The following is a 24,811-nucleotide window of genomic DNA, read 5'->3' as shown; positions in this document are numbered from 1 at the left end:
TCGCCGTTGCGCCTTATTTCTGCTTCATCGCCTCGACCGCAGCCAGCGTGCTCTTCACATGGCCGGCATAGCTCATCTCGCTATGGACGAAGGCGATGCGGCCGCTGGGCGCGATCACATAGGAGGTGCGATCGGTCATGCCCGGCCGCATCTTGAGCGCGACATCATAGCCCGACACGATGTTCGGCCCGGCCGAGGCGACCGCGAACTTGCCGGCGCATTCCTTGGTGGAGAAGGCGACCAGATCGTCGACCGGATCGGCCGACATGCCGATCACGGTGGCGCCGGCCGCCTTGAACTTGTCGATATTCTCGGCGAACTCGCGCGCCTCGGCCGAACAGCCCGGCGTGAAGGCCTTGGGGAAGAAATAGAGGACCACCGGCCCGCGCTTCAACTGGTGCGACAGGGTGACGGTGAAGGTCTTGCCGGCCAGCGCGCCGCGGGTGGTGAATTCCGGCGCCTTGGCGCCGACCGCCAGTGCCGCCATGCTGCCCTGCGTGCCCAGGGCTGCGGCCGCCAGGGCCAGGATGATCTTCGCGCTCTTCATAATCTAGCTCCCATGGGTCGGTCAGGCGGCGGGGGTGGGCGGTTCCCACAATTCGATGGCATTGCCCTCGGGATCATGGATGCGGGCAAAACGCCCGACATCGGGATGATCCCATTCGGGCTTGGTGATGGCCTCAACGTCCGCCGCGCGCAAGTCCGCCAGCAGCCCGTCGAGATCGGACACGCGCAGATTGATCATGAAGCTCTTGTCGGCGGCGAAATAGTCGCTGTCCTGCTTGAACGGCGAAAAGACCATCGGCCCGCCCAGCGTCTGCCAGACATATTCGTTGACCGCCGGAATGTCGGGATCGGCGCTGCATCCGCCGCCGACGCCCAGATGGGTGCGATACCAGGCGGACAGCGCCTGCGGATCACGCGCACGAAAGAAAAGTCCGCCCATTCCCAGGACCGGCATGGCATCCCTCCTCGATTGTCTCTGTGGTGATAGCATGGCTGCGATGGCCGGTCACGCGGGGGTTGGGGGAACCCGATGCCGCCCTGCCGGGTTGGCATCGCATGCGTAACCATTTCCTCCTCGCCCTTCCGCTGCTGCTGCTCGCCGGTTGCGGCAGCAAGGAACAGAATCAGTCCGGCATGGTCACCAACATCCTGGACCAGGCCTTGCCCAGCACGCGCGATGTCCCGCCCGGCGCCAATGCCATCACCCCGGTCGAGCCCGCGCCCGACCTGCCGGTGGCCAAGGGCGACGCGCTCCACGCCAATGCGATCCCCATCGCGCTGCAGGGGCGCTGGACCGGGACCAATGAGCGCTGCGGCGACCGGGCGGCGGCACAGGCGCTGGAACTGACGGCGGCCAGCCTGATCTTCCACGAAAGCGTCGGCACGGTGCAGCGCGTCACGCGCGAGGGGGAGGGGCGGCTGGCGGTCGTCGCCAATTTCACGGGGGAGGGCGAAAGCTGGACCCGGACATTGATGCTGCGTCCCTCGACCGATGGGCAGCAGCTTACCATCACCAATGACGGCACGGCGATCGTGCGCAAGCGCTGCACCCCGGCGGCCTGAACCGCTTCCCCCGGCGCGCAGTCCTCGCTACAGCGGCGCGATGATCGGCCGCCTCACCCTGAGTGATTTCCGCAACCATGCGGACGCGCTGATCGTGCCCGACCAGCCGTTCGTCCTGCTGACCGGCGACAATGGCGCGGGCAAGACCAATATATTGGAAGCAGTATCGATGCTGGCGCCCGGCCGGGGGCTGCGCGGCGCGGCACTGCGGGCGATGGCGCGGCAGGATGGCGGCGGCAGCTTCGGCATCGCGGCGGAGGTGGATGGCGTGGTGCTGGGCACTGGCGTCAGTGCGGATGCGCCCGACCGGCGGCAGGTGCGGATCGGCGGGGTCGCCTCGTCCGCCAATGCGCTGGCCGACCATCTCTCGATCGTCTGGCTGACGCCGGCGATGGACCGGCTGTTCCTCGACAGCCCTGGCGGTCGCCGGCGCTTCCTCGATCGCCTCACCCTGGCGCTCCATCCCGGCCATGCCGCGCACAGCGCCCGCTATGAAGCGGCGATGCGGGCGCGCAACCGGCTGCTGACCGATCTGCGCCGGGCGGACCCGGCCTGGATCGGCGCGCTGGAGGCGCAGATGGACGAGCATGGCACGGCGCTCGCGGCCGCCCGCGCCGATCTGGTTGCGCGCCTCAACCGGCAATTGGTGGATCAGCCCGACGAGCCCTTCGCCCGGCCGCTCATCCGAATCGCGCAGGAGGATGGCGCCAGCGACGAACTGCTCGGCCAGCGGCTTGCCCGCGAGCGGCGACGCGATGCCGCGGCCGGCCGCACCCTGTCGGGGCCGCATCGCCACGATCTGGATGTCATCCACATCGCCAAGAATCAGGCGGCGGCGCTCTGTTCGACCGGCGAGCAGAAGGCGCTGCTGCTTTCGATCCTGCTGGCCCATGCGGCTCTGGTGTCGGCCGATCGCGGCCAGCCGCCGGTGCTTCTGCTCGACGAAGTGGCGGCGCATCTCGACCCGTCGCGACGAGCTGCGCTGTTCGACCGATTGCGTGAAACCGGCGGCCAGGTCTGGATGACCGGCACTGAAGATAGTCTTTTCAACGAGTTGAACGGTGCAACCCGGCTCCATGTAACGGCCGGGCATGTTTTTCGTTCCGCAGCATGACGCATCGCAGCAACGACTCATCGCTCGGCGGTTTTCAAGACGAACGGCGTCTGCCCTAAGGAGGTCATCGGGGATTATACCTACCTACAAGTCGGGGGTCGCAAGGAATGATCGGTGGTTTTCGCGCGCTGTTCGCAGCAGCCATGCTTGCGCTCGGTGCCTTCTCTGCTGTTCCCGCCACCGCCGGTGTCCTGCAATGCGCGCCCTTCGCCCGCGAAGTTTCGGGCATCGAGATTTTCGGCAATGCCAACACCTGGTGGAACCAGGCCGCCGGTCGTTACGACCGTGGTCATGAGCCCCGCGTCGGCGCCGTCCTCTCCTTCGCGTCCAGCCGCGCCATGCCGGTCGGCCATGTCGCCATGGTCAGCAAGATTGTCAATGATCGCGAAGTGCTGCTGACCCACGCCAACTGGTCCTATCGTGGCGGTGTCGAGCGCAATGTCCGCGCCATCGACGTGTCGCCCAACAATGACTGGACCGACGTGCGCGTATGGTATGGCCCGATCGGCGACGTTGGCCTGCGTTCGAACCCGACCAACGGCTTCATCTATGCCGACAAGCCGGAAATCGATCAGCCGGTCCAGATCGCCCTGGCCGATCGCGCCACCGCCGGCACCGACAGCGCCAAGGGTGCTTTCTGAGCCGTTAACCCAATCCTTACGGATGGGGCTCTAGGGTCGATCGCGGTGGGGCGATACTCGACGCTTAGAGGTCGCATTAAATGTTTCGATATGTCCGCTGGATGGCTTTGCTGTCCGGCCTGACGGCGGCGCCCGTGCTGGGCGCCACGGCGCTGCAGTGCGTTCCTTATGCGCGCATCGTGTCGGGCGTGGAAATCTATGGTGATGCGCTGACCTGGTGGGACCAGGCACAGGATCATTACAAGCGCGGCAGCATCCCCAAAAAGGGGGCGGTGCTCGCCTTCCGGCCCGTCGGGCCGATGACCCTGGGCCATGTCGCCGTGGTCAGCCGGATATTGGATGATCGCCGCGTGCTGATCCGCCACGCCAACTGGTCGTCGCCCGGCGCGATCGAGGAGGATGTGCTGGCGATCGACGTGTCGGATGCGGGCGACTGGAGCCAGGTGCGCGTCTGGCACAGCCCGACCGGGCAGATGGGCGCCCGCATCAACCCGACCTTCGGCTTCATCTATCCGACCAGGGCGAAACTGCATCCCTTCACGCCCGATCCGGCGCTGGGCAGCAGCCTTCGCTATGCCAGCGCCGCGGCCGACACAGGCGATGGTGAGGACGGTGCGGAGCTTGCGCCGCTGCCCAGGGCGGCGACACGGGTGGCGTCGGTTCAGACGCATGCGATGGTGGCGGCGGTTTCGCCCAAGCCTGCTGCGCCCCGGCGCAAGGCGGCGCCCCGTATCGAGGCGGACCCGTTCATCATCGAATATGCGGACAACAGCCCGTCGGATCGCTCGCTGGGCGACGTCATCGCCGACGTGAAGCGCGAATCCCTGATGAACTGACCGGCCCCCACGATCGAGCGGGGACCGGCCTTATCTGCTTATTCCGCGTCGGCGGCCTTGTCGCTCTCGGCGCCTTCGGCCGGATTTTCGAACCAGGCCTCGACTTCACCCGACAGCTTGATGGTCAGCGGGTTGCCGTGACGGTCGCGGGTCTTGCCGGCGGCAACGCGAATCCAGCCCTCGGAAATCGAATATTCTTCCACATCCTTGCGCTCGCGGCCCTTGAAACGGATGCCGATGCCGCGCTGCAGCACCTCCATGTCGAAATGGGGGCTGCGCGGGTTGGTGGACAGATGGTCGGGGGGCGTGTCGCTCATGATCTCAATTTCCCTGAAAATGCTGCGCAGCGCCTACTCTTTCCTGCCCGCAGGCGTCAACCGCCGCGCCCGTCATCGACATCGCAGAAGATGCGGCGGATGACGCCATCGTCCAGCCAGTTGGCGAAACGTTCCTGCGCGTCGGTCAGCCCGGCAAAGGGATAGGCGACCGGCTGGTCGCCAACGGCACGGCTGGCGGCGGTCAGGCGCATCATCGCGTCGGGCGCGACGGTCAGGATGCGGCCGCGCCGGTCGGTCGATGCGCTGTTGATGCCGACCACCCGGCCATCGGTGGAGAAGACCGGCCCGCCGCTGATCCCCGACAGGGTGCCGTCGCCCTCGGGCAGGCGGCCACGCTCGGCCCAGACCAGCACCGGCTGGTCGATGCCGCTGCTGCCGCGCCGGGCTTCGGCCCGGCCGATCAGTTCGGACAGGACCAATGTCGGTTCACCGGCGGGAAAGCCCATATGATAGCCGGTGGAGCCGGGCGAGGGTGCGCCGCTGCGCAGCGGCAGGGCGGCGGGGCTGCGGGGGCCGCGTGGGATGATCGCGGCATCCGATTCCCGGCTTTCGATGACGCGCGGCACTTCCAGCGCGCGGCCGCGCTGTTCCAGCCCGACGCGCGAACAGCCATGGGTGACATGTTCGGCGGTCATCCACACGCCGCTGCGATCGACGGCAAAGGCCGTGCCCATGGCGTCCGCCGGGCCGCCGGGGCGATCCTCGATAATATATTGTTCCTCGCCCCCGCGCGGCAGCGGGCGGCGGGGCGAGCGGGGATCATATTGTTCGACCTGCAAGGACGGTGCCTGCATCTCGCCCAGCCAGGCGAGCAGCAGGATCAGGCCCAGCAGCCAGGGCAGGCAGCCACAGCCCCCACGCCCCATCGCGTCAGCCCGCCACGGCCGCAGCCGTCAGGCAGGCGACCGCAGCCTTCATCATCGCCAGGAAGATCGCGGCTGAACGCTCATTCGCCTCGATCCGGCCCGACAGCGATCCCAGCAACAGGTCGACCAGGCGAAAGGCGATGAGTTGCAGCACCAGCGTGACGCTGCCCCAGATGACGACGTCCCAGACATTGACCGATCCGGCGAGGCAGAAGGCCAGCGGCACGGCGAGGCCGACGGAGGCGCCGCCCAGCGAAATGGCGGCCGCCTCATTGCCGGCTCGGATCAGCTTGAACTCGTCGTGCGGGGTTATCCACATATAGACCGCCATGGCGGCCGCCCAGACCAGGGTGGCGCAGGCGAGGTGGAGCAGCAGGATCGGCAGGCCCGACAACAGGCTCTGGATGACGGGTGTAGGATCGCTCATGGGCACAGAAATGCCGCAACCCGCCCTCGGGTTCAATCGGGGCGGGCCGCGATATGGATTTGCTCAGGCGGGATCAGCGACAGACACGCACCCGGACCCGACGGTCGCGATAGGAATTATAGCGCCATTCGTCCCAGCAGCGCTGGCGATAGGCGGAGCGATAATAGCCGCGTCGCCCGTCATAATAGCGGCGATCGCCGCGCCAGCGACGGCGGTCGTCCCAGCGGCGATTGTCCCAATGGCGCCGGCCATCCCAGCGGCCATCGCGATCGCCGCGCCAGCCGTCGCTGCGATAATGCTGCGCCTGGGCAGGCGCGCTCGTGGCGGCGATGCCGGCCATGGCCAGGCCCAGCATCGCGGCGCTTTTCCACAGGAATTTCATCTTGCTTCTCCTCTGTCCGACCCGGCTGCCGGGGCAGCGCGGGGACGTGGGGAGAAGAATGGGGGGCGGTCACTGAACCGTCCGGGAACGGGGCTGACAGGCTTTGTTCAGCCCGCCCGGACGGTCGCAATTCTGCCTCGCATCATCGGTGCGCGGCGGTGTTTCAGCGTCCGCGCAGCGCCGTCTCTGCCTCGATCATATAATCGCGAGTGATCGGCAGCGCGCGGCGATCGCGCACATATTGGACCTGGAAATTGACCATCGATCCATGTTCGAACACGGTCGCCGCGCCCGCCAGATAGAAGGTCCACAGGCGGAAGAAGCGCTCGTCATAGAGGGCGACGATATCCGCCTTGTGCGCCATGGTCCGCTTGTACCAGTCGCGGATGGTGAGGCCATAATGGATGCGCAGCACCTCCACGTCGGTGATCATCAGCCGCGTGCCTTCGCTGCCCGCCACCATTTCCGACAAAGCGGGGATATAGCCGCCGGGGAAGATATATTTGGTGGTGAAGGTATCGGTGATGCCGGGGCCATCGACCCGGCCGATGGTGTGGATCAGCATCACGCCGTCGGGCGTCAGCAGGTCGCGGCACTTGTTGTAGAAGACGCGATAGTCGGCGGTGCCGACATGTTCGAACATGCCGACCGACACGATCCGGTCGAACGGCCCTTCAATGTCGCGATAATCGATCAGTTCGAACCGGACATGGTCGGCCACGCCGGCGTCGATCGCCCGCTGGCGCGCAACCTTCAACTGCTCTTCCGACAGGGTGATGCCGGTGACGTCGACACCGAAATGCTTGTGCAGGTACAGCGCCATGCCGCCCCAGCCGCAGCCGATGTCCAGCACCTTCATGCCCGGCTTCAGGTAGAGCTTGGCGGCGATATGCGCCTTCTTGTCTTCCTGCGCCTGTTCCAGGCTGATCCCCGCCTCATTCTCCGCATCGGGGAAATAGGCGCAGCTATATTGCCGGTCACGGTCGAGGAAGAGGGCGTAGAGCGCGCCCGACAGGTCATAATGATGGGCGACATTGGCCTTGGACCGGCTGCGATGATTGGCCTTCCACAGCTTGCGGCGCACCGTCTTCAGCGCGCGCTGCACCGGCCCCTTGGCGTCGATCGACTTGCCATTTTCCCAGGCGTTGTTCTGGCGGATCATGGACACGAACTCCATGATGCCGCCGCCCTCGATCGCCACCCGGCCATCGATATAGGCCTCGGCCATGCCCAGGCGCGGATCCTTGACGATGTCGAGGGGCACGCGCTTGTCGAGGAAGCGCAGCGCCAGCGGGGGCAGGTCGGGATCGGGCGAACCGACGGTAACGCTACGGCCATCGGCATAGAAAACGGTCAACTGACCCTTGGTGACAAGACGTCTCAGAACGCGGTCGAAAATCTTCATGGAGCAGGCTGGTCCTTCTCGTTACGCGGCCGTCAAATACCTGCATACCAATCATAATTGGCGCGGTCTTCCCAAAAACCGCCCTTGCCCCGACCGATGGACAATAGGCTCTCGACCGCCTCGATCCGCATCAGATATTTGGCCTGCTTATAGCCCAGTTGCCGCTCCACCCGCAGCCGCAGCGGCGCGCCATTGGCGACGCTCAGCGGCCGGTCGTTGAGCGCGAAGGCCAGGATGGTTTGGGGATGGAAGGCATCGATCAGGTCGATACTCTCATAATAAGCGGTGCCACCGCCCATGTCGTCGGCGCAGTGGAACACGATATAGCGCGCGCGATCGCGCAGCCCCGCGCCGTCGAGCAGCAGCTTCAATGGCACGCCGCGCCATTTGCCGATCGCGCTCCATCCCTCGACACAATCATGGCGGGTGATCTGCTCGCGATGGGGCAGGGCGTGCAATTGCGACAGCGAAAGCGACAGGGGGCGGGCGACCAGTCCGTCGACGCGCAGCCGCCAGTCGGCAAAGCCGCTGCGCCACAGCGCCTTGTAGGCCGGGGTGTTGGGGTTGGCGGTGCCGTTCGCGCGGAATAAGGGCGAAATCTGCTCCGGTCGGAATTCCTGCGCCAGTGCGTCGCGCGCCATGATTGTGCGCTGCGCCCATTGATGAAAATTGTCGGCGGAAAAGAGGATGTCGCGGGCCAGCGGCTGGCGCGCGATCCGGTCGTATCCCGCCAGCGTCGCGGTCGCGCCCAGCAGCAGGGTGCGGCGGGTCAGGATCATGGCCGGTCCTTAGGGAGGCGATAGCGGCCGGTGATCATCGATCCTATCTCGTTCACCGGGCCGGCCAGCAGCACCATCAGCATATGGACCAGGAAGAAGGCGACCAGGGCGAAGGCGGTCAGGAAATGAATCGACCGGGCCGACTGGCGTCCGCCGAACAGGTCGACCAGCCAGGGCCAGGCGGCGTTCATGCCGGGCGACATGGTAAGGCCGGTCAGGATCAGCAGCGGCAGGGCGATGAAGAGGACGGCGATATAGCTCGCCTTCTGCAGCACATTGTAGCGCAGTGCCGCGGCGCCGGTGGGGAAGCGCAGCCGGGCATGATCCCTTATGTCCTGCCAGACATGGCGCGGCGCCAGCTCGCCCCGGCGAAAGGCCAGGTCGCGGGCGATATGGCCGCCTGCCAGGCTCCAGATCATGTAGAAGAGCAGCGCGAAGGCGAAGATCGGCGCGGCGGTCAGGTGCCAGTGGCGCGACAGCGCCAGATTATAGAGGGCGGGCAGGGTGATCCAGCCGGGGAACCGGTCCAGCTCCAGCCAGGCATGATCGAAATTGGCGCCATAGTGCCCCCAATAAAGGCGGGGATGGGCGTTGAAGATGCCAAGGCCGGAGGTGAAGAGGATATAGAGCAGCAGCGCGTTCAGCCAGTGCCACAGCCGGGTGATCAGGCGGTGGGGGCGGACCATGTCCCCTGGGGCGTAAGGCGGCTCCATGGGCATGACCCTATTGTCTTCCGTCGAAATATCCAGCCGCATCGCGGTCGTTCGCATGTCCAGGCCTGTCGTTGGTCGAATGGCCATGGTGCGCGCCGTGCGATTGCGATCAACGGCTGGCCCTGCAAGGGACTGATGAAGTCGACTTCAAAGAATTTTCGTACAGAAATTTGAATTGATAAAATTCCTCCACGAAACGGGAGTATAAACAAGGTCGCCTGTCACGATTTTCGGCGCTTCGACGCAGATATTGGATGGGTAATATGAAGAGTATCACGTTTTTTATCGCTTCGGCTGTTCTATGTTTTGTTTCGGCGCCTGCCTTTGCGCAGGATTATGCCCCTTTCACGGGTGCCCATGCCGAAATCATCACCGGCTATGATGTGGTCGATGCCAAGGGCGTCAAATCGGCCGACGGCCTGCTCTATGGCCTCAATGCCGGCTATGACTTTGCCCTGGGCGGCCTGATCCTGGGCATCGAGGGCGAAATTTCCGATTCCACCGCCCGCCTGCATGTCGCCGGCGGCAAGAGCGAGACCGATCGCGACCTGTATGTCGGCGGGCGGATCGGCGTGCCGCTCGGCAGCAAGGCACTCGCCTATGTGAAGGCGGGCTACAGCAATGCCCGGATGGAATATGAAGCCAGTGACGGCGAAGGCGGCCTGATCCGCGGCGGCGACAATGGCGATGGGCTGCGGCTGGGCGCGGGTCTGGAATATCGGATCGCCGAAAAGCTCTTCCTCAAGGGCGAATATCGCTATTCCGATTATGAGGCAGGCGTGTCGCGCCACCAGTTGGTGACGGGCATCGGCCTGCGCTTCTGATCGCCCGGAAACCGGGGCTTTCGCGAAGGGGGCGGCTGTCGGGCCGTCCCCTTTTTGCGGTCGGTCGTGCTGCAGGCGCGTTGTCACACTTTTGCAACACAAGCCCTGAAATTGATTGAAATAAAGGCCTTGCCCCTTTGCAAGTGAGTTTGGCGATCCTAGATGGCCACTGCGCTCTCATGATGCAGAGGGGGCAGTTCCTCTCCGAAGTGTCGGAGAAGAATAAGCAGGAGGAAGTGTGACTCTATTTCATATTTTCCTAGCATCAAACCTGAACGCTAGATGAACAATTAAGTCGTAGCGTCATAATAAATATCGAGGACTTTATGAAGACTGTGATTTTCGCAGCGATTGCTGCTGCCGCCGCTGTTTCGGCCCCCGCTTTCGCTCAGGATGCTGCGCCGTTCACCGGTCCGCGCGCTGGCGTCACCATGGGCTTTGACAAGGCGCAGGGCGAAGACGGTTTCAGCTACGGCGTGACCGCCGGCTATGACCTCGCCGTTGCCAACCGCGTGACCTTCGGTCCGGAAGTGTCGTTCGGTGACTCGACCGTCGACGGCCAGGGCTTCGACGCCAGCCGCGACCTCGCTGCTTCGGTCCGTCTCGGCTATGTCGTGACCCCGCAGATCCTGGCGTTCGGCAAGGTCGGCTACGCTTCGAGCCGCATCGAAGCCGCTGGCGCCCACACCTCGCTGGAAGGCGTGCGTTACGGCGGTGGCCTGGAATATTCGGTGACCCCGAACACCTACATCTCGGCCGAATATCAGCGCACCGAGTATGAAGACAATTTCGGTGGCCGTGACGCTGGCGTCGTCGGCATCGGCTTCCGTTTCTGATCCCTCTCGATCGGAATATGGGGAAGGGCGGTCCGTTCGGGCCGCCCTTTTTTTATGCCGGCAGCGGCGCCCGATCGGGCGCGACCCAGGTCCGCCGCGCGGCCGGGCTCATCAGCGTCTCGCGCGTCCAGTAGGTGAAGGGCCAGTCCTTGTCGCCCAGCGGCGACGCCATCAGCGCGGCATAGGCTGCGGCCGGCGTCACATCGGCGGGCAGCCCGGCCAGCAACTGCCGGGCCATGCGCAGCGAGGCCTGGGTGATGGTCTCATGATAGCCGCTCGTGTCGCTGTTCACCCCGCCGATGCTTTCATTGTAGCGGCGGATCATGCCGGGCATGTCAATTTCGGCGTCAACATCGGGCCGGTGCAGGATCAGCCACAGCGCGGTCGCGAAATGGGCGCCGTGGGTCCAGCGCGCCTTGGGCAAAGTGCAGGCGCAAAAACCGCGTCCCAGCATATCGATCTCGTCATCGGTCATCCTCATTCCCCCAAAAGAAAAGCCCCGCCGGTATGGGCGGGGCTTGTCGTCGCGCGGCATGCGCGCAGCCAGTCGTCCCCGGATTATCCCAGGGCAGCTTGCTTCTCTTCGGCCAGGCGCTTGAGTTCCGCCTTGCTCTTCTTCTCGCTCGCCGACTTGAGCTGGCCACAGGCGGCCATGATGTCGCGGCCGCGCGGCGTGCGCACCGGCGCGGAGATGCCGCCCTCGAACACGATCGTGCTGAACGCGCGAATCCGTTCGGGACTCGAACATTCATAGTCGGTGCCCGGCCAGGGGTTGAACGGGATCAGGTTGACCTTGGCCGGCAGCTTGTACTTGCGGATCAGGCGGACCAGTTCATGCGCGTCGGCATCGCTGTCATTCTTGTCCCTGATCATCACATATTCGAACGTGATGCGCCGGGCATTGTTCGCCTTGGGATAGTCGGCACAGGCCTGGAGCAGTTCCTCGATGCCATATTTGCGGTTGAGCGGCACCAACTCGTCGCGCACTTCCTTGGTCACGGCATGGAGCGAGACCGCCAGGTTCACGCCAATCTCTTCCGCCGCGCGCGCCATCATCGGCACGACGCCGCTGGTCGACAGGGTGATGCGCCGCTTCGACAGGGCCAGGCCATCGCCGTCCATCACCAGCTTGAGCGCGTCGCGGACATGATCGAAATTATAGAGCGGCTCGCCCATGCCCATCATCACGATGTTGGTCAGCATGCGGCCGTCCGCCGTATATTGCGAATCCTCGTCCGTCTCGTCGTCATTGGCGCTGGCCATGCTGCCCTTGGGCCATTCGCCCAGCGCATCGCGTGCCAGCATGACCTGGCCCACGATCTCGCCCGGCGTCAGGTTGCGCACCAGTCGCATCGTGCCGGTGTGGCAGAAGCTGCAATTGAGCGTGCAGCCGACCTGGCTCGACACGCACAAGGTGCCGCGATCCGCATCGGGGATGAAGACCATTTCATAATCCTGGCCATCGTCCGAACGGAGCAGCCATTTGCGGGTGCCGTCGTTCGACACCTGCGCTTCCACCACCTGCGGCCGGCCGACGATGAAGCGTTCCGCCATCCACAGCCGCATCGGCTTGGCCAGGTCGGTCATCTTCTCGAAATCGGTTTCGCCGCGATGATAGAGCCAATGGAACAGCTGCTTGGACCGCAGCTTGGCGGCCTTCTGGTCGAGTCCGGCTTCTTCCAGCACGCCCTTCATCTGGGCGCGGGTCAGGCCCAGCATGTCGACGCGTCCGTCCTCACGGGGCGTCACCGCGCGGGGCACGGGCACAGGGTCGATAAGGCCGGGAATCGGCATGATGGGATTGGCGGCGGAATGCATGGCCGCGCACATAGTCGATTTTGCCGGATTTTTAAAGTGGCGTTGCAATCAGCGTAAACGGGCGCACCCCAGCGCTGCCGCGTCGATCGCCGTGGCGGCGCCGCGCAGCGCATAGCTGTCGGCAAAGGCGCCGCCCTTGGCCGATGTCGATTGCACGCTCATGCTGCTGGCGGAGCGCATCGCGGCGATGATCGCGGCATCGTCCTGCGGATTGGCGGCCCAGGCATCGGCCTGGCCCGCAACCAGCGCGAAACGGCGGTCGCCGACGCTGAGCGAGACCCGCGCATTGGCGGCGCGCGGGTGGCTGAGGCGGAAATGGACCTGGCCGCGGACATGCTGGCGCGGCCAGGTGCCGACGGCGGCAAAACCCTTGGGCGCATCGCCCGCGCGGCGCGGCACCGGCATGGCGATGGCGTAGCAGCGCGGGCCGTTCTGGCCGGCGCCGGGATCGCGAAACGCGCCCCAGCTTTCGAAAATGCCGAGCGAATCGCGCGCCATGGCCGGACTGGCGAGGATGACGAGCGGGATCAGCAGGGCGGGCAGGCGGCGCATGGTCCGGGCAAAGCGCAAGCCATCGTCATTTGCAAGCCCGGCTTCGTTTCGAAAGCGCGTCGAGGTGCTTGCCGCCGCCGACATAGCGGTTATGAAGGACCATCCATCATTGCCGCCGGGATTCGACCGAATCCTCGCCATCGACGCAAAAAGAACGGACAGAACAGGGACATGAAGGCCACCATCGAACGCGCAACGCTCCTCAAGAGCCTCAGCCACGTCCAGTCGGTGGTCGAGCGGCGCAACACGATTCCGATCCTGTCCAACGTGCTGATCGAGGCATCGGCGGATGGCGCGATCAAGCTGATGGCGACCGATCTCGACCTGCAGGTCGTGGAAAGCGTGTCGGCCCAGGTCGAACAGGCCGGCGCCACCACCATTTCCGCCCACACGCTGTTCGACATCGCCCGCAAGCTGCCCGAAGGCAGCCAGGTGTCGCTGCAGGCGGCCGACGGCAAGATGCTGATCCAGGCCGGCCGCGCCCGCTTCAACCTGTCGACCCTGCCGCGTGACGACTTCCCGGTGATTGCCGAGGGCGACCTGCCGACCAGCTTCGAACTGCCGGCCGAAACGCTCAAGCAGATCATCGACAAGACGCGCTTCGCCATCTCGACCGAAGAGACGCGCTATTATCTGAACGGCATCTATTTCCACGTCTCGGACGAAGGTTCGCCGGTGCTCAAGGCCGCCGCGACCGACGGTCATCGTCTGGCCCGCGTCACCGTGCCGCGTCCCGACGGCGCCGACGGCATGCCGGGCATCATCATCCCCCGCAAGTGCATCGCCGAACTGCGCAAGCTTCTCGACGAGGTCGAGGGTTCGGTGCAGGTCAGCCTGTCGGCCAGCAAGATCCGCTTTGGCCTGGGCAGCGCGATCCTGACCAGCAAGCTGATCGACGGCACCTTCCCCGATTATAGCCGCGTCATTCCGACCGCGAACGACAAGCTGCTCAAGATCGATCCGCGCAGCTTCGAGGAAGGCGTGGACCGCGTTGCGACCATCGCCACCGAAAAGACCCGCGCGGTCAAGATGAGCCTCGACAAGGACAAGATCACCCTGTCGGTCACCAGCCCGGAAAATGGCACGGCGGCCGAAGAAGTGCCCGGCGCGTTCCAGGGCGAAGGCTTCGATATCGGCTTCAACGCCCGTTATCTGCTCGACATCCTTGGCCAGATCGACACCGACATCGTCGAACTGCACCTGGCCGATGCGGCCGCGCCGACGCTGATCCGCGAAAATGATCGCAGCCCGGCGCTTTACGTTCTGATGCCGATGCGCGTCTGACCGGTCTTGCCGGGAGATCGCTGAATATCAGGGAATCTCCCGGACCCGGCGGGTAATCGCTTCTCAAGCTTTGTCGGTTAGACGATCGGCATGGCTATTGTCCGCAAAACAGATACTGATGCGCCGGCCAGGACCGCGAGCCTGCTGGTTTCGCTGGGTCTGGCCGAAAGCGGCACGGAAGTCGCCGCCAACTGGCTGTCGCGCAGCTTCACCCATGTCGCCGCCCTGTGGCCGCTGATGCTGCTGGCCAAGCTGTGCGTTGCGGCGCTGCTCGGCATGCTTTCCTTCACCCGGCCGGAACATGGCGCCCTGCTGTGCGGCGTGGTGCTGATCGACGGCCTGCTGATGCTGGTGCCGCGCTGGGCGCTGTTCCGCAATTTGCGACCCCATGTCCAGAACTGGCTGATGCTGCCCGCACTCTTCTGTTCGGGACTGATCTTCAGCCTGTGGCTGGCGCAGGGCAATGGCGTGGCGATGCCGTCCGCCGTGCCGGAAATGGCGATCGCGCTGCTGGCGGTCTGCATCGTCGGCGATCGACGCCTGCTGGGGCTCTGCTATTTCATGGGGGCGCTGCTGGTGGCCGGCATCGCCCATGCGGGCATGGTGCATCTGGGGCTACTGGCCAGCTGCCTGGCGGTAATGGCGATCGCCACCCTGCGTCAGGCGGCGGCGGATCGCGAACGCGCGATCGAACAGCATCGGCAGGATCTCAAGGCGCAGCGTTCCGACCGGTTGCTGGAGGAATATGAACAGTCCGGCCGCGGCTGGTTCTGGGAAACCGATCGCCACGGCCACATCACCTATATCTCCGCCACCCTGGCCGAACCGCTGGGCGTGGAAGCGGGCAGCCTGATCGGCCGGTCGCTGACCGACATCATCCAGCAGGGTGACCGGCAACAGGGCGATGGCGAGCGGACGCTGGGCTTCCACCTCTCCGCCCGGACCGGCTTTGCCGACATTGCGGTGCGGGCTGCGATCGCCCGCGAGGAACGCTGGTGGTCGATCTCGGGCGAACCGGTGTTCAACGAATATGGCCAGTTCCACGGTTTCCGCGGATCGGGCACCGACCTGACCGAAATGCGGCGCAGCCAGGCGGAAGTAACGCGCCTGGCCCAATATGATTCGCTGACCGGCCTCGCCAACCGGGTGCAGATGCTGCAGGCGCTGGAGCAGGCAGTGCTCGGCTCGCGGGGCAAGCAGGGCGAATGCGCGCTGATGATGCTCGATCTCGACCGGTTCAAGAGCGTCAACGACACGCTTGGCCATCCGGCCGGCGATGCGCTGCTGCGCCAGGTCAGCCAGCGGCTCCAGCGCGTGGTCGGCAATCAGGGGCTGGTCGGGCGCCAGGGCGGCGACGAGTTCAAGGTGCTGGTGCATGGCCGCCATGACCGCAACCGGCTCGGCCTGCTGGCTCAGGCGATCATCAGCGCCCTGTCGCAACCCTATTCGATCGAGGGCACGGGCGTGGTCATCGGCGTGTCGATCGGCATTTCCTTCTGCCCCGAAGACGGCGTCACCGCCGATGCCCTGATCCGCAATGCCGACCTCGCCCTCTACAAGGCGAAGGGCGATGGGCGCGGCGTCTATCGCTTCTATTCGGCCGACATGCATGCCGATGCGGAGGATCGCCGCCAGCTCGAACAGGATCTGCGCCATGCGCTGACGGCGGACGGCCTGCACCTCGTCTATCAGCCGATCGTCAGTTCGACGACCGAGCGCATCACCGGCTATGAGGCGCTGCTGCGCTGGGATCATCCGGTGCGCGGCGCCATCTCGCCCGCATTGTTCGTCCCCATTGCGGAGGATAGCGGCCTGATCGCGCCGATCGGCGAATGGGTCATGCGCACCGCCTGTCGGGACGCGGCCCAGTGGGACGCGGGCATCCGCGTTGCGGTCAATGTCTCGGCGATGCAGTTCGCCAATCCCGGTTTCCCGACCACCGTGATGCAGGCCCTGGCCAGCGCGCAACTGGCGCCCGAACGGCTGGAGCTGGAAATCACCGAAAGCGTGTTCCTGAACGACAATGACGGCACCGACGCCATGTTCACCCGGCTCAAGGGGCTGGGCGTGCGGCTGGCGCTCGACGATTTCGGCACCGGCTATTCGTCGCTCGGCTATCTGAAGAAGGCGCCGTTCGACAAGATCAAGATCGACCAGAGCTTCGTGCGCGGCGCCGCGATCCGGGGCAGCCGCAACAGCGCGATCATCAAGGCGATCGTCAGCCTGGCCGAGGCGCTGGGCATGGATACGACCGCGGAAGGGGCCGAGACCCGCGACGAGCTGGACCTGATCCGGCAACTGGGGTGCAGCCATATCCAGGGCTATATCTATGGCCGGCCGATGCCCGCCGCGCAGGTGCTGGAAGGCCAGCGCGCCAATGGCGTCTCCGCCCGGTCCGAAGGCTTCCAGTCGAGCCGGCCCGAGCGCAAGGCGATGCTGCGCACGGTCGCCGTCCATCATGACGGCCATGTCTATAATGGCCGCATCCGCAACATCTCCGCCACCGGTGCGATGATCGAGGGGCTGTGGAACGTGCCGGAAGGCACGCAGTTCGCGATCGACCTGTCGGAGGGGCAGAGCGTCGATGCGACCACCCGCTGGTCGCGCGAGGACCGCATGGGGGTGGAATTTGCCGCCCCGATTGATCTTGCCCTGCTCCGTAGTCAGCCCAAGGCGATGGCCGGATAAGGGGGGAGGGCCGGCCGGGCACTACCCAGCCGGCCGACCTTTCAGAAGAACAGCTTGCGGAAGCTGATCGACACGGTCCGGCCGAGCGGGTCGAGATAGCCCGGCTGATAGCGGACCGGGGTTGCTCCGGTCGCGTCGGTGACGTCGCGGCGGGTGTTGAAGATATTGTCGATGCCGATCGACACGCGCGCGCCGCGCAGGAAGGGATGGGCCTTCACCAGGCTGGGCATCTGGCCGAAATTGGCGAACAGCCGCAGATTGGCGGTTGCCAGGCTGGCAAAGTCCAGCCGCGAACTGCCGCCCAAGGCGCCATCGACATGCGTGCCGCTTTCCCAGTCGACGCCCAGCCGGCCGCCAATGCCATTGTTCACATAGCCGACCCGCGCCTTCAGCTCGTGGCGCGGCTGCCCGCCCGAGGAGCCGACCGCGTCGCCGTCGAGCAGGTTGAGTTCGGGCACGCCCGGCGCGATCAGGATGCTCTCGGTCAGGTGCCAGGTATGATAGAGGCTGAAGGTCAGCCGCCCGCCGGCCTGGCCGGCGCCGGGGCCACGGAAACCGCCCGGCCCACCAAAGCCGCCACCCGGACCACCGGGGCCACCCGGCCCGCGCGGACCATCGCCACCGCCCTGCGCATTGTCGCCACCCTGGCCGCCATTCTGGCCACCGGGGCCATCATTGCCGCGCTGGTTGTTGTCGCCGTCGCCGCGGGGCGCGCCGTCATTGCTCTCGCCGCGTGGCGGACCGCCCTCGCGATTGCCCTCCGCGCCGTCGCGCGGGCCACGATTGCCGAAGGCGGCGCGCATGTCCTGCAATTCCTTGGGCCGATCCTCGGGCTTGGCGCCGGCCGCGCGCCACGCCTCGATCACCTTCTGGATGTGCGACTTCAATGAGATGGACAGGTCGAAGCCCCAGCGCAGTTGTTCGCTTTGCGAACGCAGATAGTTGATCGGCCGCCCGTCGATGCTCAGCAACTGGCCATCCTCGTCGCGCATGAAACGCTGCGGGAAGGCATTCTCGATCGCCGGGGTCGGCGTCGGGAAGGCGGAAATGGGGTTGCTGGTCCGGCTGTTGAGATAGGTGGCCGTCAGCGTCAGGTTCGGCTTCTCGAACGGCTTGATCCGGGCGTTGATGCGGAACTGATCCCGCGTGCTGGATCGCAGGTCCGGGTTGCCGCCGGAAAATTGTGTGACGAACACGGTCTGGCCGGTGGCATAGTCGAACACCGACACGTTGGGCGTCGAAATCACCGGATCGTTGATCTGCGTGCCGGTCGGCGCCGACTTGTCCTGATTGGCCGACACCAGCAACTGCACCGCCGGCACCGGCCGCCAGCGCAGGCCATAGCCCAGCGTCGACAGCGTGCCGAAGTCCGACAGATGCTGCGCCCCGGCGTTCATGTTGACGCCGACATCGCCGATCGCGCCCAGGAACCCCTTGGACCGGCTGGTCAGCGGTATGTCGAAACTGACCTGTCCGCTCGCAATCTCGCGATTATAGTCGAGGCCGCGTTCCACGCCCGACCGCACCGAATGGCTTTCAAAGCCATTGGCCGATCCACCGACCCGCACCGACGTCATGACATTGCCGGCCGGCAGGGTCAGCAGCGATCCGCTGACCAGCAGGTCGCCGCCGATCGCGCGCGATTGCGACCGGGCGCGGTCGGTCAGGCGCGATTGCAGCAGGTCGGCGGTGAAGGCGCCATAGGGATTGACGTTGGCCGATCCGGCATCGAGCGCGGCCTGGATGCCGCCCGTGTCGACGCCGCGATCGGTGCGGGTGCGGGTGTCGGAAATGTCGCCATTGCCGGTGAAGGACCATTGCCATGTGCCGCCCAGCCGGCCGTTCAGCGTGACGCCGATGTGCCCGGTGGTGCCGCGGATCTTCTGCCCCAGCGCGCCGGCCTGCTCCAGATAGCGATAGAGGCGGACATCGTCGCCAAAGGCGGAGAAGGGATTGCCGCCGGGCAGGGTGAGGGCTGCGGCCGACAGGCCCCGCAGCGAATCATTGTCGGACAGTTCCAGCCGGCCGTTGATCGTCGCCGATACGCCGCCCAGCGCGCGCGTCAGGGTCGCGTTGGCCGAGAAATTCTCGGTCGCGGGGCTGAGCGTGCGATATTTGCTGAGATTGCTGACGCTGGTCTGGTTCGCGCCGGCAACGAAATCATTGAGGCCGGGGGCGCCGTTGGCGGCACTGCCGGGCACGCTGGCGACCGTCACGGTCTGGCCGGCGGCGGCCGACAGGGCCGGGTCGATCTCTGCTCCGCGGTCGATCGCGGTGATATTGCCGGCCAGCGAATAGGGCATGCTGGGCGCTGCGGCATTGATGCCGCGCTCGCTCTCCAGCAGATCGTCGGCCCGGCTATATTTGACGTTGAGCGTCAGCCGATTGTCGCCCCGGATGCGCAGCACGCCGACTTCGCCCTGGCCATTTTCGCGTCCGCCATCGGTGGTCGTGCCACCGCGCAGGTCGACCGTGGTCGCGCGGAAGCGCTGGCGCAGGACGATGTTCACCACCTTCTGCGTCGGCGCATAGCCATAGGACAGGGCCACTTCCTCGGGCAGGATGTCGACCCGCGACACCGCTTCGGATGGCAGGTCGGAAATTTCCGAGAAACTGGAAATGCGCTTGCCGTTCAGCAGGATGACCGGCGTGCCATTGGTCTGTGGCGACAATTCGGTGATGATTTCGGAAATCGACGTGACGCCCAGCGCCCGGACATCGGCGGGCGACAATTGCTGTTCGGGCTTGATGTCGCCGGGCACCGCGCCGCGCTGGACCGCGCCGGTGACGACGATCTCGTCGCCCTCGTCCATCTGGGCCGGCGGCCCTTTCTGCTCGACCTCCTGCGCCATCAGCGCGCCGGGTGCCGCGCCCAGCATCAGTGAAAACAGCAGCAGCGACGTCGTCTGGCGCACGGAAATTTACCCCTAATCTGGACCCTGACAGGATCTCGTTTAGGCCGCACTTGTCGCAAAAATCTGGCAAGGCAAAGACAGTTTTGTCGCAAAGTGTAACGGCGCGTCACATGGTGCAACAAATGCGTGTTCGGAGCGTGATCGGCCTCACTTGCGATCCCGCGTCAGTCGGGCATAGACGGGCTTTCGCGGCCGCGCCTGACGGCCGGACGAAGGGGGATTATATGCGCCATTCCATCATCCTGCTGCCCTTGCTGTGCCTGGCCGCACCGGTCGCCGCGCAGCAGGCCGACGATCTCAACCGCGTCATCGACGAAGGGCTGAACCACAGCCAGGTGATGCAGATCGCCCAGCATCTGACCGACGATATTGGCGGGCGCATGACCAATTCGCCGCAAATGCGGCAGGCGGAAGCCTGGACCGCCGACCAGTTTCGCCAATGGGGCCTGTCCAATGTCCGCAAGCAGGGCTTTCGCTTCGGTCGCGGCTGGTGGATTGCCGGCTCCTCGGTGAAGATGATCAGCCCACGCCCGATCCAACTCACCGCTATCCCGATCGCCTGGACGCCGCCGACCAATGGCGTGCTGAGTGCGCCGATCATCGTCGCGCCGATGAAGAAGGAGCGCGATTTCGACGCCTGGCGCGGCAAGCTCGCCGGCAAGATCGTGCTGGTGTCGCTGCCCGGCACCGGCGACGAGCCGAACGAGGCCGCCTTCCTGCGGCTCAAGGGCGAGGATATCGAGAAGCTCGACAGGTTCGAGCAGCCCAAGAATGATCCCGCGTCGCTGGAGCGGCTGATGAAGCGGCTCAGCTTCACCCGCAAGCTGGAGGCCTTCCTCAAGGCCGAGGGGGCGGTCGGATGGGCGCGGCAATCCTATCGCGACGGCAAGCTGCTGCATGGCGAAGGCTATGATTTCGGCGTCAGCGACACGCCCGCGCTGCCCGGTGTCGAAATCGCGGCGGAGGATTATCGCCGCCTCGCCCGCCTCGCCAAGACCGGCCCGGCGCCGGTGCTGGAAATCAACAGCGACGTCCGTTTCGATGACAGCGACGTCAACGCCTACAACATCCTGGCCGATATTCCCGGCAGCGATCCCAAGGCCGGCTATGTCATGGCTGGCGCGCATCTCGACAGCTGGGTCGCAGGCGACGGCGCGGCGGACAATGGCGCGGGCAGCGCCATGATCATGGAGGCTGCGCGCATCCTGAAATCACTCGGCATCAAGCCCAAGCGCACGATCCGCTTCGCCCTCTGGTCGGGCGAGGAACAGGGGCTGTTCGGCTCCATGGCCTATGTCGACGAATATCTCGCCACCCGCGCACCGGGGCCGAAGGAGGAACAGGGGCGGGAGGAAATGTATTTCCGCTACAAGACCCGTTTCCCGATCACGCCCAAGCCCGGCTATGCGGACCTCAAGGCCTATTTCAACATCGACAATGGCTCGGGCAAGCTGCGCGGTCTCTATGCCGAACGCAATGTCGCCGCCGTCTCGCTGCTGCGCGAATGGCTCAGTCCCTTTGCCAGCATGGGCGCGGGCAATGTCGTGTCGCAGCCGACCGGCGGCACCGATCATGAATATATGCAGGCGATCGGCGTGCCGGGCTATCAGTTCATCCAGGATCCGCTCGACTATGAAAGCCGGGTCCATCACAGCGGCATCGACACCTTCGATCATCTGAAGGCGGAGGATATGCGCCAGGGCGCGGTCGTCCTCGCCGGCATGCTGCTGCAGGCCGCGAACAGCGACAAGACCCTGCCGCGCATGCCGCTGCCGACCCAGCCGGCGGTCAGCGATCCGTTCAAATATGAGGATCCGGCGCTGGATTGATTCAAGAGGTGCAGGGCGGCGGTGTCGCCACCCCGCCCAGGGGCGATCGACATTCAGATGATGACGTGACGAAAATGGTGGTTTTCCGTGACCCGGAGCGCAGCGTACTTAAAGTACGTGAGCACCGGAAGCGCGGAGAACCGCCATTTGCAGGTCGTCAGGGCTGAATGTCGATTGGCCCTAGCTCTGGGCGTCGTGGAAGATGATGCCCAGCGTATGGCGCATGCCGGACAGGAGCCGGCTGACGCCATGGCGCATCTGCACCCGGTGGACGCCGCGCGTGCCCATCACCGGCCGCTCGCGCACCGGGAAGACCACGGCATCGCCCTTGCGCAGCGGTACCATTTCGGGCCGCGACTGCATGCGCGGGCGCTGCTCGGTCAGGATGAAGGCGCCGCCGGTGAAGTCCGCCTCCGGCTCCGACAGCAATATCGCGGCCTGCAACGGGAAGATGGTCGCGCCATAGACATCCTGATGCAGCGCATTCCAGTCGCCCGCCTCATAGCGCAGCAGCAAGGGCGTCGCCTTGTCCTGGCCACCGAGCGCGCACTGGTTGAGGAAATCTGCGTGGCGCGCGGGATAGAGCGCATCGCTCCCCAGCATCGCCGCCCAGCGATTGGCGACCTCTACCAGCGGCGGATAAAGTGCTTCGCGCAGCGTGGCGACCGGCTCGGGCAGCGGGTAGTCGAAATAGCGATAGCGCCCCCGGCCATAGCCATGGCGCGCCATCACCACCTCCTTGCGGAAGGCATGGGGCTGATCCCATAGCGCCACGATCGCGTCGCACTGGTCCGGGGAAAGCAGGGCAGGCAGGCGCGCGGCGCCATGAAGGTCAAGGTCGGTCAGGTCCATGGTGCGCAGCATGGGCGGCGCGCGGCGCGGCGTCATCCCGCGCCTTGCGTTCAAATCCGGCGGATCATTTGGGCTTGCGGAAGCGGTAGAGGAAACGGTCCGTCTTGCCGCGAATGGCAGGATCGAACACCAGCTTGCTGTGATCGTCGGCCGGATTGGCGAGCAGCGGGCTCTGCGCCTCCAGCACGAATCCGGCGCGCAGGAAATCGGCCTTGACCACGGCCGGATCGATCCGGTGCAGTCTGTCCACCACCGCGCGCGTGTCGCCGGCCGGGCCGACATGGTCGATGATGCCGACGATCCCGCCCGGCCTGGTCGCGGCATAGAGCGTCTTCACGAAGGCATCGGGGTCGGTGCGCGGAATGCCGAACTTATCCGACTGCCAGTAGAGATCATGGTAGCTCAGATTGATGATGCTGAAGTCGAAACTGTCGGGCGCTGCCGCGAAGGCCTCGAACGGATAGCGCACCCAGTCGACCTCCGGCCGGCGCGCAACCAGTGCCGCCCATTTGGGCTTCTCTTCCTCGCTGGCGTAGAATTGGCTGGGCTCGAACCCGGTCATCTTGCCCTTGGGGCCGACCGCATCGGCCATGATCTCCGCCCAATAGCCCGATCCGGTCATGATGTCGGCCGCCTTCATGCCGGGCTTGAGGCCCAGGAACGCCAGCGTCTCGGCCGGCTTGCGGCTTTCGTCCAGCGCGCGCGCGTCGGCGGGCCGCTTGGGGTCGGCCACGGCGGCGGCAAGATCCGTCTTGGCGGTGGCGATGATCGGCATGGACAGGGCAAGGCCGCTCAGGGCCAGGGCAAGCATCAGGCGCATGGATTGTCCCCTTATGGAAGGCGGGCCAGCATGCTCCCGATCGCGCATCCGTTCAACGATCCGCGCCGATGCCGGTCGATCGATTCCGGTCGTTGGTCGAAGGGCGGGGCAGGCCTGCCGCGTCCACTCGGCTCTCCACATGCACGTTCAGGCCCAATCATATTGTCATGGTTAACGGGCTCGGCTTGGGACGGCGCGGGGGCAGATGATAAGGAGAAAATGATGTCGCACCCGATGAAATTAGCCCCCATTGCCATGGTGTTGGTGGGCTCGCTGGGGCTGGGTGGCTGTGCCACGAAATCCTTCGTGCGCGAACAGGTGGCGACCGTGAACCAGCGCGTCGATGCGCTCGACGCCAAGCTGCAGACCACCGACGGCACGGCACAGCAGGCTCTGGCCCAGGCCCAGTCGGCCGCCGGTCAGGCCCAGAATAACGGTCAGCGCCTCGATCAGTTGAACGCCCGCGTCGACGGTGTCGAGCAGCAGATGCGCGAAGCCAAGACCAAGCGCGCCAGAAACTGATCGCGCAACTGATCACGTAGCCGATCAAGCTACCGATCCGGTCGGGCTGGTCCCGATCCTGTGCCGGCGCCCCCGCTTCATGGGGGGCGCCGGCCCCATTCCCGGATATGCTCATCCATGCACAAATTCCCATGGGCGCTGGCGATGCTGGCGCTGTTCGGTGTCTCTCCCGCGCTGGCGACCGCGCCAGAAGCGCCCGTGTCCGAGAAGCCAGCGCCTGAAACCCCGCGATCGCCCGATGCGCGCCGGGTGATCGACTGGATCGCCGCGACCGGCGACAATCATGGCCTGCCTTATGCCATCGTCGACAAGCAGGCGGCCCATGTCTTCCTGTTCGATGCCAGGGGCAAGGCGCTGGCCGATGCGCCGGTGCTGATCGGCATCGCGCCCGGAGATGATGCCACGCCGGGCGTCGGCAAGAAGAGCCTGGCGGAGATCGGTCCGGCGGAAAAGACCACCCCGGCCGGGCGTTTTCTCGCCAAATTCGGCCTGGCGGCGGGCAAGCAACGCGTGCTGTGGGTCGATTATGCGACCTCGGTCGCGATGCACACCATCCCCAAGGGTAATCCCAAGGAAAAGCGGCGCGAGCGCATGTTGTCGCCGACCATCGACGATAATCGCATCACCTTTGGCTGCATCAACGTGCCGATCGCCTTCTATAATCGCGGCTTGCGCCCGCAATTTCTAAAAAAGGGCGGCTATGTCTATGTGCTGCCGGACACAAAGCCGCTCGAAGCGGTTTTCCCTCCCCTGCATGTCCACCAGTCTTATCGGAAGGCGGACGCATCCTCATAAGGCGGG

26 protein-coding genes are annotated in these 24,811 nt (G+C 65.4%); 11 read left to right on the top strand and 15 right to left on the bottom strand.

All coding sequences use genetic code 11. The features are described 5' to 3' along the window. Positions 1 to 13: 13 nt before the first annotated feature. Complete coding sequence (locus JQK15_RS04835; RefSeq protein ID WP_004209859.1) at positions 14 to 547, bottom strand: peroxiredoxin; 534 nt, start codon at positions 545 to 547, stop codon at positions 14 to 16. A gap of 21 nt (positions 548 to 568) precedes the next feature. Next, a complete protein-coding gene (locus tag JQK15_RS04830; protein ID WP_004209861.1) occupies positions 569 to 961 on the bottom strand; it encodes a VOC family protein in 393 nt (130 codons plus the stop codon). A gap of 101 nt (positions 962 to 1,062) precedes the next feature. Between JQK15_RS04830 and JQK15_RS04825 the strand changes: the two genes are divergently transcribed. The 4 genes from JQK15_RS04825 to JQK15_RS04810 all read left to right on the top strand — a co-directional run bounded on the left by JQK15_RS04825 (position 1,063) and on the right by JQK15_RS04810 (position 4,160). Next, entirely contained in the window at positions 1,063 to 1,569 is a 507-nt protein-coding gene (locus tag JQK15_RS04825; RefSeq protein ID WP_251007542.1) for a hypothetical protein, read from the top strand. 40 nt (positions 1,570 to 1,609) lie between these two features. Then, positions 1,610 to 2,683: a DNA replication/repair protein RecF gene (gene recF / locus JQK15_RS04820; protein ID WP_169862739.1), complete on the top strand. Its 1,074-nt coding sequence runs from the start codon at positions 1,610 to 1,612 to the stop codon at positions 2,681 to 2,683. 107 nt (positions 2,684 to 2,790) lie between these two features. Then, complete coding sequence (locus tag JQK15_RS04815; RefSeq protein WP_004209865.1) at positions 2,791 to 3,324, top strand: CHAP domain-containing protein; 534 nt, start codon at positions 2,791 to 2,793, stop codon at positions 3,322 to 3,324. A gap of 80 nt (positions 3,325 to 3,404) precedes the next feature. Then, positions 3,405 to 4,160, top strand: coding sequence for a CHAP domain-containing protein (locus tag JQK15_RS04810; RefSeq protein WP_214863767.1), 756 nt, complete (start codon positions 3,405 to 3,407; stop codon positions 4,158 to 4,160). Positions 4,161 to 4,198: 38 nt separating this feature from the next. On the opposite strand, the gene JQK15_RS04805 is transcribed toward JQK15_RS04810, so the two are convergent. The 7 genes from JQK15_RS04805 to JQK15_RS04775 all read right to left on the bottom strand — a co-directional run bounded on the left by JQK15_RS04805 (position 4,199) and on the right by JQK15_RS04775 (position 9,043). Next, positions 4,199 to 4,477: a DUF3297 family protein gene (locus JQK15_RS04805; RefSeq protein ID WP_017499161.1), complete on the bottom strand. Its 279-nt coding sequence runs from the start codon at positions 4,475 to 4,477 to the stop codon at positions 4,199 to 4,201. A gap of 56 nt (positions 4,478 to 4,533) precedes the next feature. Further along, positions 4,534 to 5,364 (bottom strand): S1 family peptidase, encoded by an 831-nt coding sequence (locus tag JQK15_RS04800; protein ID WP_004209868.1) that lies wholly within the window; start codon positions 5,362 to 5,364, stop codon positions 4,534 to 4,536. Positions 5,365 to 5,368: 4 nt separating this feature from the next. Next, positions 5,369 to 5,791: a DUF350 domain-containing protein gene (locus tag JQK15_RS04795; RefSeq protein ID WP_004209870.1), complete on the bottom strand. Its 423-nt coding sequence runs from the start codon at positions 5,789 to 5,791 to the stop codon at positions 5,369 to 5,371. A 73-nt stretch (positions 5,792 to 5,864) separates the two neighbouring features. Continuing rightward, complete coding sequence (locus JQK15_RS04790) at positions 5,865 to 6,173, bottom strand: hypothetical protein (protein ID WP_010336501.1); 309 nt, start codon at positions 6,171 to 6,173, stop codon at positions 5,865 to 5,867. 163 nt (positions 6,174 to 6,336) lie between these two features. After that, positions 6,337 to 7,578, bottom strand: coding sequence for an SAM-dependent methyltransferase (locus tag JQK15_RS04785; RefSeq protein ID WP_004209872.1), 1,242 nt, complete (start codon positions 7,576 to 7,578; stop codon positions 6,337 to 6,339). A 32-nt stretch (positions 7,579 to 7,610) separates the two neighbouring features. Next, positions 7,611 to 8,357 (bottom strand): molybdopterin-binding protein, encoded by a 747-nt coding sequence (locus JQK15_RS04780; protein ID WP_214863765.1) that lies wholly within the window; start codon positions 8,355 to 8,357, stop codon positions 7,611 to 7,613. Next, positions 8,354 to 9,043, bottom strand: coding sequence for a cytochrome b/b6 domain-containing protein (locus JQK15_RS04775; protein WP_251007541.1), 690 nt, complete (start codon positions 9,041 to 9,043; stop codon positions 8,354 to 8,356). Before JQK15_RS04775 ends, JQK15_RS04780 begins: the two co-directional genes overlap by 4 nt. Before the next feature lie 290 nt (positions 9,044 to 9,333). Between JQK15_RS04775 and JQK15_RS04770 the strand changes: the two genes are divergently transcribed. Further along, positions 9,334 to 9,894, top strand: coding sequence for an outer membrane protein (locus tag JQK15_RS04770; RefSeq protein ID WP_214863761.1), 561 nt, complete (start codon positions 9,334 to 9,336; stop codon positions 9,892 to 9,894). A gap of 326 nt (positions 9,895 to 10,220) precedes the next feature. Next, positions 10,221 to 10,730 (top strand): outer membrane protein, encoded by a 510-nt coding sequence (locus JQK15_RS04765; RefSeq protein ID WP_004209879.1) that lies wholly within the window; start codon positions 10,221 to 10,223, stop codon positions 10,728 to 10,730. A gap of 52 nt (positions 10,731 to 10,782) precedes the next feature. Here JQK15_RS04765 and JQK15_RS04760 read toward each other — a convergent pair whose 3' ends face one another. The 3 genes from JQK15_RS04760 to JQK15_RS04750 all read right to left on the bottom strand — a co-directional run bounded on the left by JQK15_RS04760 (position 10,783) and on the right by JQK15_RS04750 (position 13,100). After that, positions 10,783 to 11,205, bottom strand: a complete 423-nt coding sequence (locus JQK15_RS04760) for a hypothetical protein (RefSeq protein WP_214863758.1) — start codon at positions 11,203 to 11,205, stop codon at positions 10,783 to 10,785. An 83-nt stretch (positions 11,206 to 11,288) separates the two neighbouring features. Continuing rightward, positions 11,289 to 12,548 carry a dual-specificity RNA methyltransferase RlmN gene (rlmN, locus tag JQK15_RS04755; protein WP_214863756.1) on the bottom strand — a complete coding sequence of 420 codons (1,260 nt, stop codon included), beginning with the start codon at positions 12,546 to 12,548 and terminating at the stop codon, positions 11,289 to 11,291. 48 nt (positions 12,549 to 12,596) lie between these two features. Next, positions 12,597 to 13,100, bottom strand: a complete 504-nt coding sequence (locus JQK15_RS04750) for a hypothetical protein (RefSeq protein WP_214863998.1) — start codon at positions 13,098 to 13,100, stop codon at positions 12,597 to 12,599. 171 nt (positions 13,101 to 13,271) lie between these two features. Between JQK15_RS04750 and dnaN the strand changes: the two genes are divergently transcribed. Both dnaN and JQK15_RS04740 read left to right on the top strand, forming a co-directional pair. Beyond that, the gene (gene dnaN / locus JQK15_RS04745) at positions 13,272 to 14,384 is read left to right on the top strand and encodes a DNA polymerase III subunit beta (RefSeq protein ID WP_004209883.1); all 1,113 of its coding nucleotides are present in this window, start codon (positions 13,272 to 13,274) and stop codon (positions 14,382 to 14,384) included. A 90-nt stretch (positions 14,385 to 14,474) separates the two neighbouring features. Beyond that, complete coding sequence (locus tag JQK15_RS04740; protein ID WP_214863752.1) at positions 14,475 to 17,072, top strand: EAL domain-containing protein; 2,598 nt, start codon at positions 14,475 to 14,477, stop codon at positions 17,070 to 17,072. Between the two features lie 41 nt (positions 17,073 to 17,113). Here the strand turns inward: JQK15_RS04740 and JQK15_RS04735 are convergent, their stop codons facing one another. Next, positions 17,114 to 19,987 (bottom strand): TonB-dependent receptor, encoded by a 2,874-nt coding sequence (locus JQK15_RS04735; protein ID WP_214863751.1) that lies wholly within the window; start codon positions 19,985 to 19,987, stop codon positions 17,114 to 17,116. Between the two features lie 224 nt (positions 19,988 to 20,211). On the opposite strand from JQK15_RS04735, the gene JQK15_RS04730 reads away from it, so the two are divergent. After that, positions 20,212 to 21,816 (top strand): M20/M25/M40 family metallo-hydrolase, encoded by a 1,605-nt coding sequence (locus JQK15_RS04730; RefSeq protein ID WP_214863750.1) that lies wholly within the window; start codon positions 20,212 to 20,214, stop codon positions 21,814 to 21,816. A 180-nt stretch (positions 21,817 to 21,996) separates the two neighbouring features. Here the strand turns inward: JQK15_RS04730 and JQK15_RS04725 are convergent, their stop codons facing one another. Both JQK15_RS04725 and JQK15_RS04720 read right to left on the bottom strand, forming a co-directional pair. Beyond that, positions 21,997 to 22,704 (bottom strand): 2OG-Fe(II) oxygenase, encoded by a 708-nt coding sequence (locus JQK15_RS04725; protein WP_214863749.1) that lies wholly within the window; start codon positions 22,702 to 22,704, stop codon positions 21,997 to 21,999. A gap of 28 nt (positions 22,705 to 22,732) precedes the next feature. Continuing rightward, the gene (locus tag JQK15_RS04720; protein ID WP_214863747.1) at positions 22,733 to 23,488 is read right to left on the bottom strand and encodes a class I SAM-dependent methyltransferase; all 756 of its coding nucleotides are present in this window, start codon (positions 23,486 to 23,488) and stop codon (positions 22,733 to 22,735) included. Positions 23,489 to 23,710: 222 nt separating this feature from the next. Here JQK15_RS04720 and JQK15_RS04715 point away from each other — a divergent pair, with 222 nt between their 5' ends. Next, positions 23,711 to 24,010 carry a hypothetical protein gene (locus JQK15_RS04715; protein ID WP_004209889.1) on the top strand — a complete coding sequence of 100 codons (300 nt, stop codon included), beginning with the start codon at positions 23,711 to 23,713 and terminating at the stop codon, positions 24,008 to 24,010. A gap of 117 nt (positions 24,011 to 24,127) precedes the next feature. Next, positions 24,128 to 24,805 carry a hypothetical protein gene (locus JQK15_RS04710; RefSeq protein WP_214863745.1) on the top strand — a complete coding sequence of 226 codons (678 nt, stop codon included), beginning with the start codon at positions 24,128 to 24,130 and terminating at the stop codon, positions 24,803 to 24,805. Positions 24,806 to 24,811 lie beyond the last annotated feature (6 nt).

The sequence above is a fragment of the Sphingobium sp. BHU LFT2 genome, from assembly GCF_018604485.1.
In the GTDB taxonomy this organism is placed as follows: Bacteria; Pseudomonadota; Alphaproteobacteria; order Sphingomonadales; family Sphingomonadaceae; genus Sphingobium; species Sphingobium yanoikuyae_A.
The sequence above is the reverse complement of the archived record's forward strand: the minus strand, read 5'-3'. Positions and strand labels throughout refer to the sequence as shown.

Bases quoted from the DNA above. Each gene is read 5' to 3' on its own strand.
- JQK15_RS04770 (WP_214863761.1), top strand. From the start codon at position 9,334: ATGAAGAGTATCACGTTTTTTATCGCTTCGGCTGTTCTATGTTTTGTT.
- JQK15_RS04750 (WP_214863998.1), bottom strand. From the start codon at position 13,100: ATGCGCCGCCTGCCCGCCCTGCTGATCCCGCTCGTCATCCTCGCCAGT.
- JQK15_RS04780 (WP_214863765.1), bottom strand. From the start codon at position 8,357: ATGATCCTGACCCGCCGCACCCTGCTGCTGGGCGCGACCGCGACGCTG.
- JQK15_RS04785 (WP_004209872.1), bottom strand. From the start codon at position 7,578: ATGAAGATTTTCGACCGCGTTCTGAGACGTCTTGTCACCAAGGGTCAG.
- JQK15_RS04790 (WP_010336501.1), bottom strand. From the start codon at position 6,173: ATGAAATTCCTGTGGAAAAGCGCCGCGATGCTGGGCCTGGCCATGGCC.
- JQK15_RS04765 (WP_004209879.1), top strand. From the start codon at position 10,221: ATGAAGACTGTGATTTTCGCAGCGATTGCTGCTGCCGCCGCTGTTTCG.
- JQK15_RS04775 (WP_251007541.1), bottom strand. From the start codon at position 9,043: ATGGTCCGCCCCCACCGCCTGATCACCCGGCTGTGGCACTGGCTGAAC.
- JQK15_RS04715 (WP_004209889.1), top strand. From the start codon at position 23,711: ATGTCGCACCCGATGAAATTAGCCCCCATTGCCATGGTGTTGGTGGGC.
- JQK15_RS04725 (WP_214863749.1), bottom strand. From the start codon at position 22,704: ATGACGCCGCGCCGCGCGCCGCCCATGCTGCGCACCATGGACCTGACC.
- JQK15_RS04835 (WP_004209859.1), bottom strand. From the start codon at position 547: ATGAAGAGCGCGAAGATCATCCTGGCCCTGGCGGCCGCAGCCCTGGGC.
- JQK15_RS04800 (WP_004209868.1), bottom strand. From the start codon at position 5,364: ATGGGGCGTGGGGGCTGTGGCTGCCTGCCCTGGCTGCTGGGCCTGATC.
- JQK15_RS04830 (WP_004209861.1), bottom strand. From the start codon at position 961: ATGCCGGTCCTGGGAATGGGCGGACTTTTCTTTCGTGCGCGTGATCCG.
- JQK15_RS04730 (WP_214863750.1), top strand. From the start codon at position 20,212: ATGCGCCATTCCATCATCCTGCTGCCCTTGCTGTGCCTGGCCGCACCG.
- dnaN (WP_004209883.1), top strand. From the start codon at position 13,272: ATGAAGGCCACCATCGAACGCGCAACGCTCCTCAAGAGCCTCAGCCAC.
- JQK15_RS04760 (WP_214863758.1), bottom strand. From the start codon at position 11,205: ATGACCGATGACGAGATCGATATGCTGGGACGCGGTTTTTGCGCCTGC.
- rlmN (WP_214863756.1), bottom strand. From the start codon at position 12,548: ATGCATTCCGCCGCCAATCCCATCATGCCGATTCCCGGCCTTATCGAC.
- JQK15_RS04710 (WP_214863745.1), top strand. From the start codon at position 24,128: ATGCACAAATTCCCATGGGCGCTGGCGATGCTGGCGCTGTTCGGTGTC.
- JQK15_RS04815 (WP_004209865.1), top strand. From the start codon at position 2,791: ATGATCGGTGGTTTTCGCGCGCTGTTCGCAGCAGCCATGCTTGCGCTC.
- JQK15_RS04740 (WP_214863752.1), top strand. From the start codon at position 14,475: ATGGCTATTGTCCGCAAAACAGATACTGATGCGCCGGCCAGGACCGCG.
- JQK15_RS04825 (WP_251007542.1), top strand. From the start codon at position 1,063: ATGCGTAACCATTTCCTCCTCGCCCTTCCGCTGCTGCTGCTCGCCGGT.
- JQK15_RS04720 (WP_214863747.1), bottom strand. From the start codon at position 23,488: ATGCGCCTGATGCTTGCCCTGGCCCTGAGCGGCCTTGCCCTGTCCATG.
- JQK15_RS04810 (WP_214863767.1), top strand. From the start codon at position 3,405: ATGTTTCGATATGTCCGCTGGATGGCTTTGCTGTCCGGCCTGACGGCG.
- JQK15_RS04795 (WP_004209870.1), bottom strand. From the start codon at position 5,791: ATGAGCGATCCTACACCCGTCATCCAGAGCCTGTTGTCGGGCCTGCCG.
- recF (WP_169862739.1), top strand. From the start codon at position 1,610: ATGATCGGCCGCCTCACCCTGAGTGATTTCCGCAACCATGCGGACGCG.
- JQK15_RS04805 (WP_017499161.1), bottom strand. From the start codon at position 4,477: ATGAGCGACACGCCCCCCGACCATCTGTCCACCAACCCGCGCAGCCCC.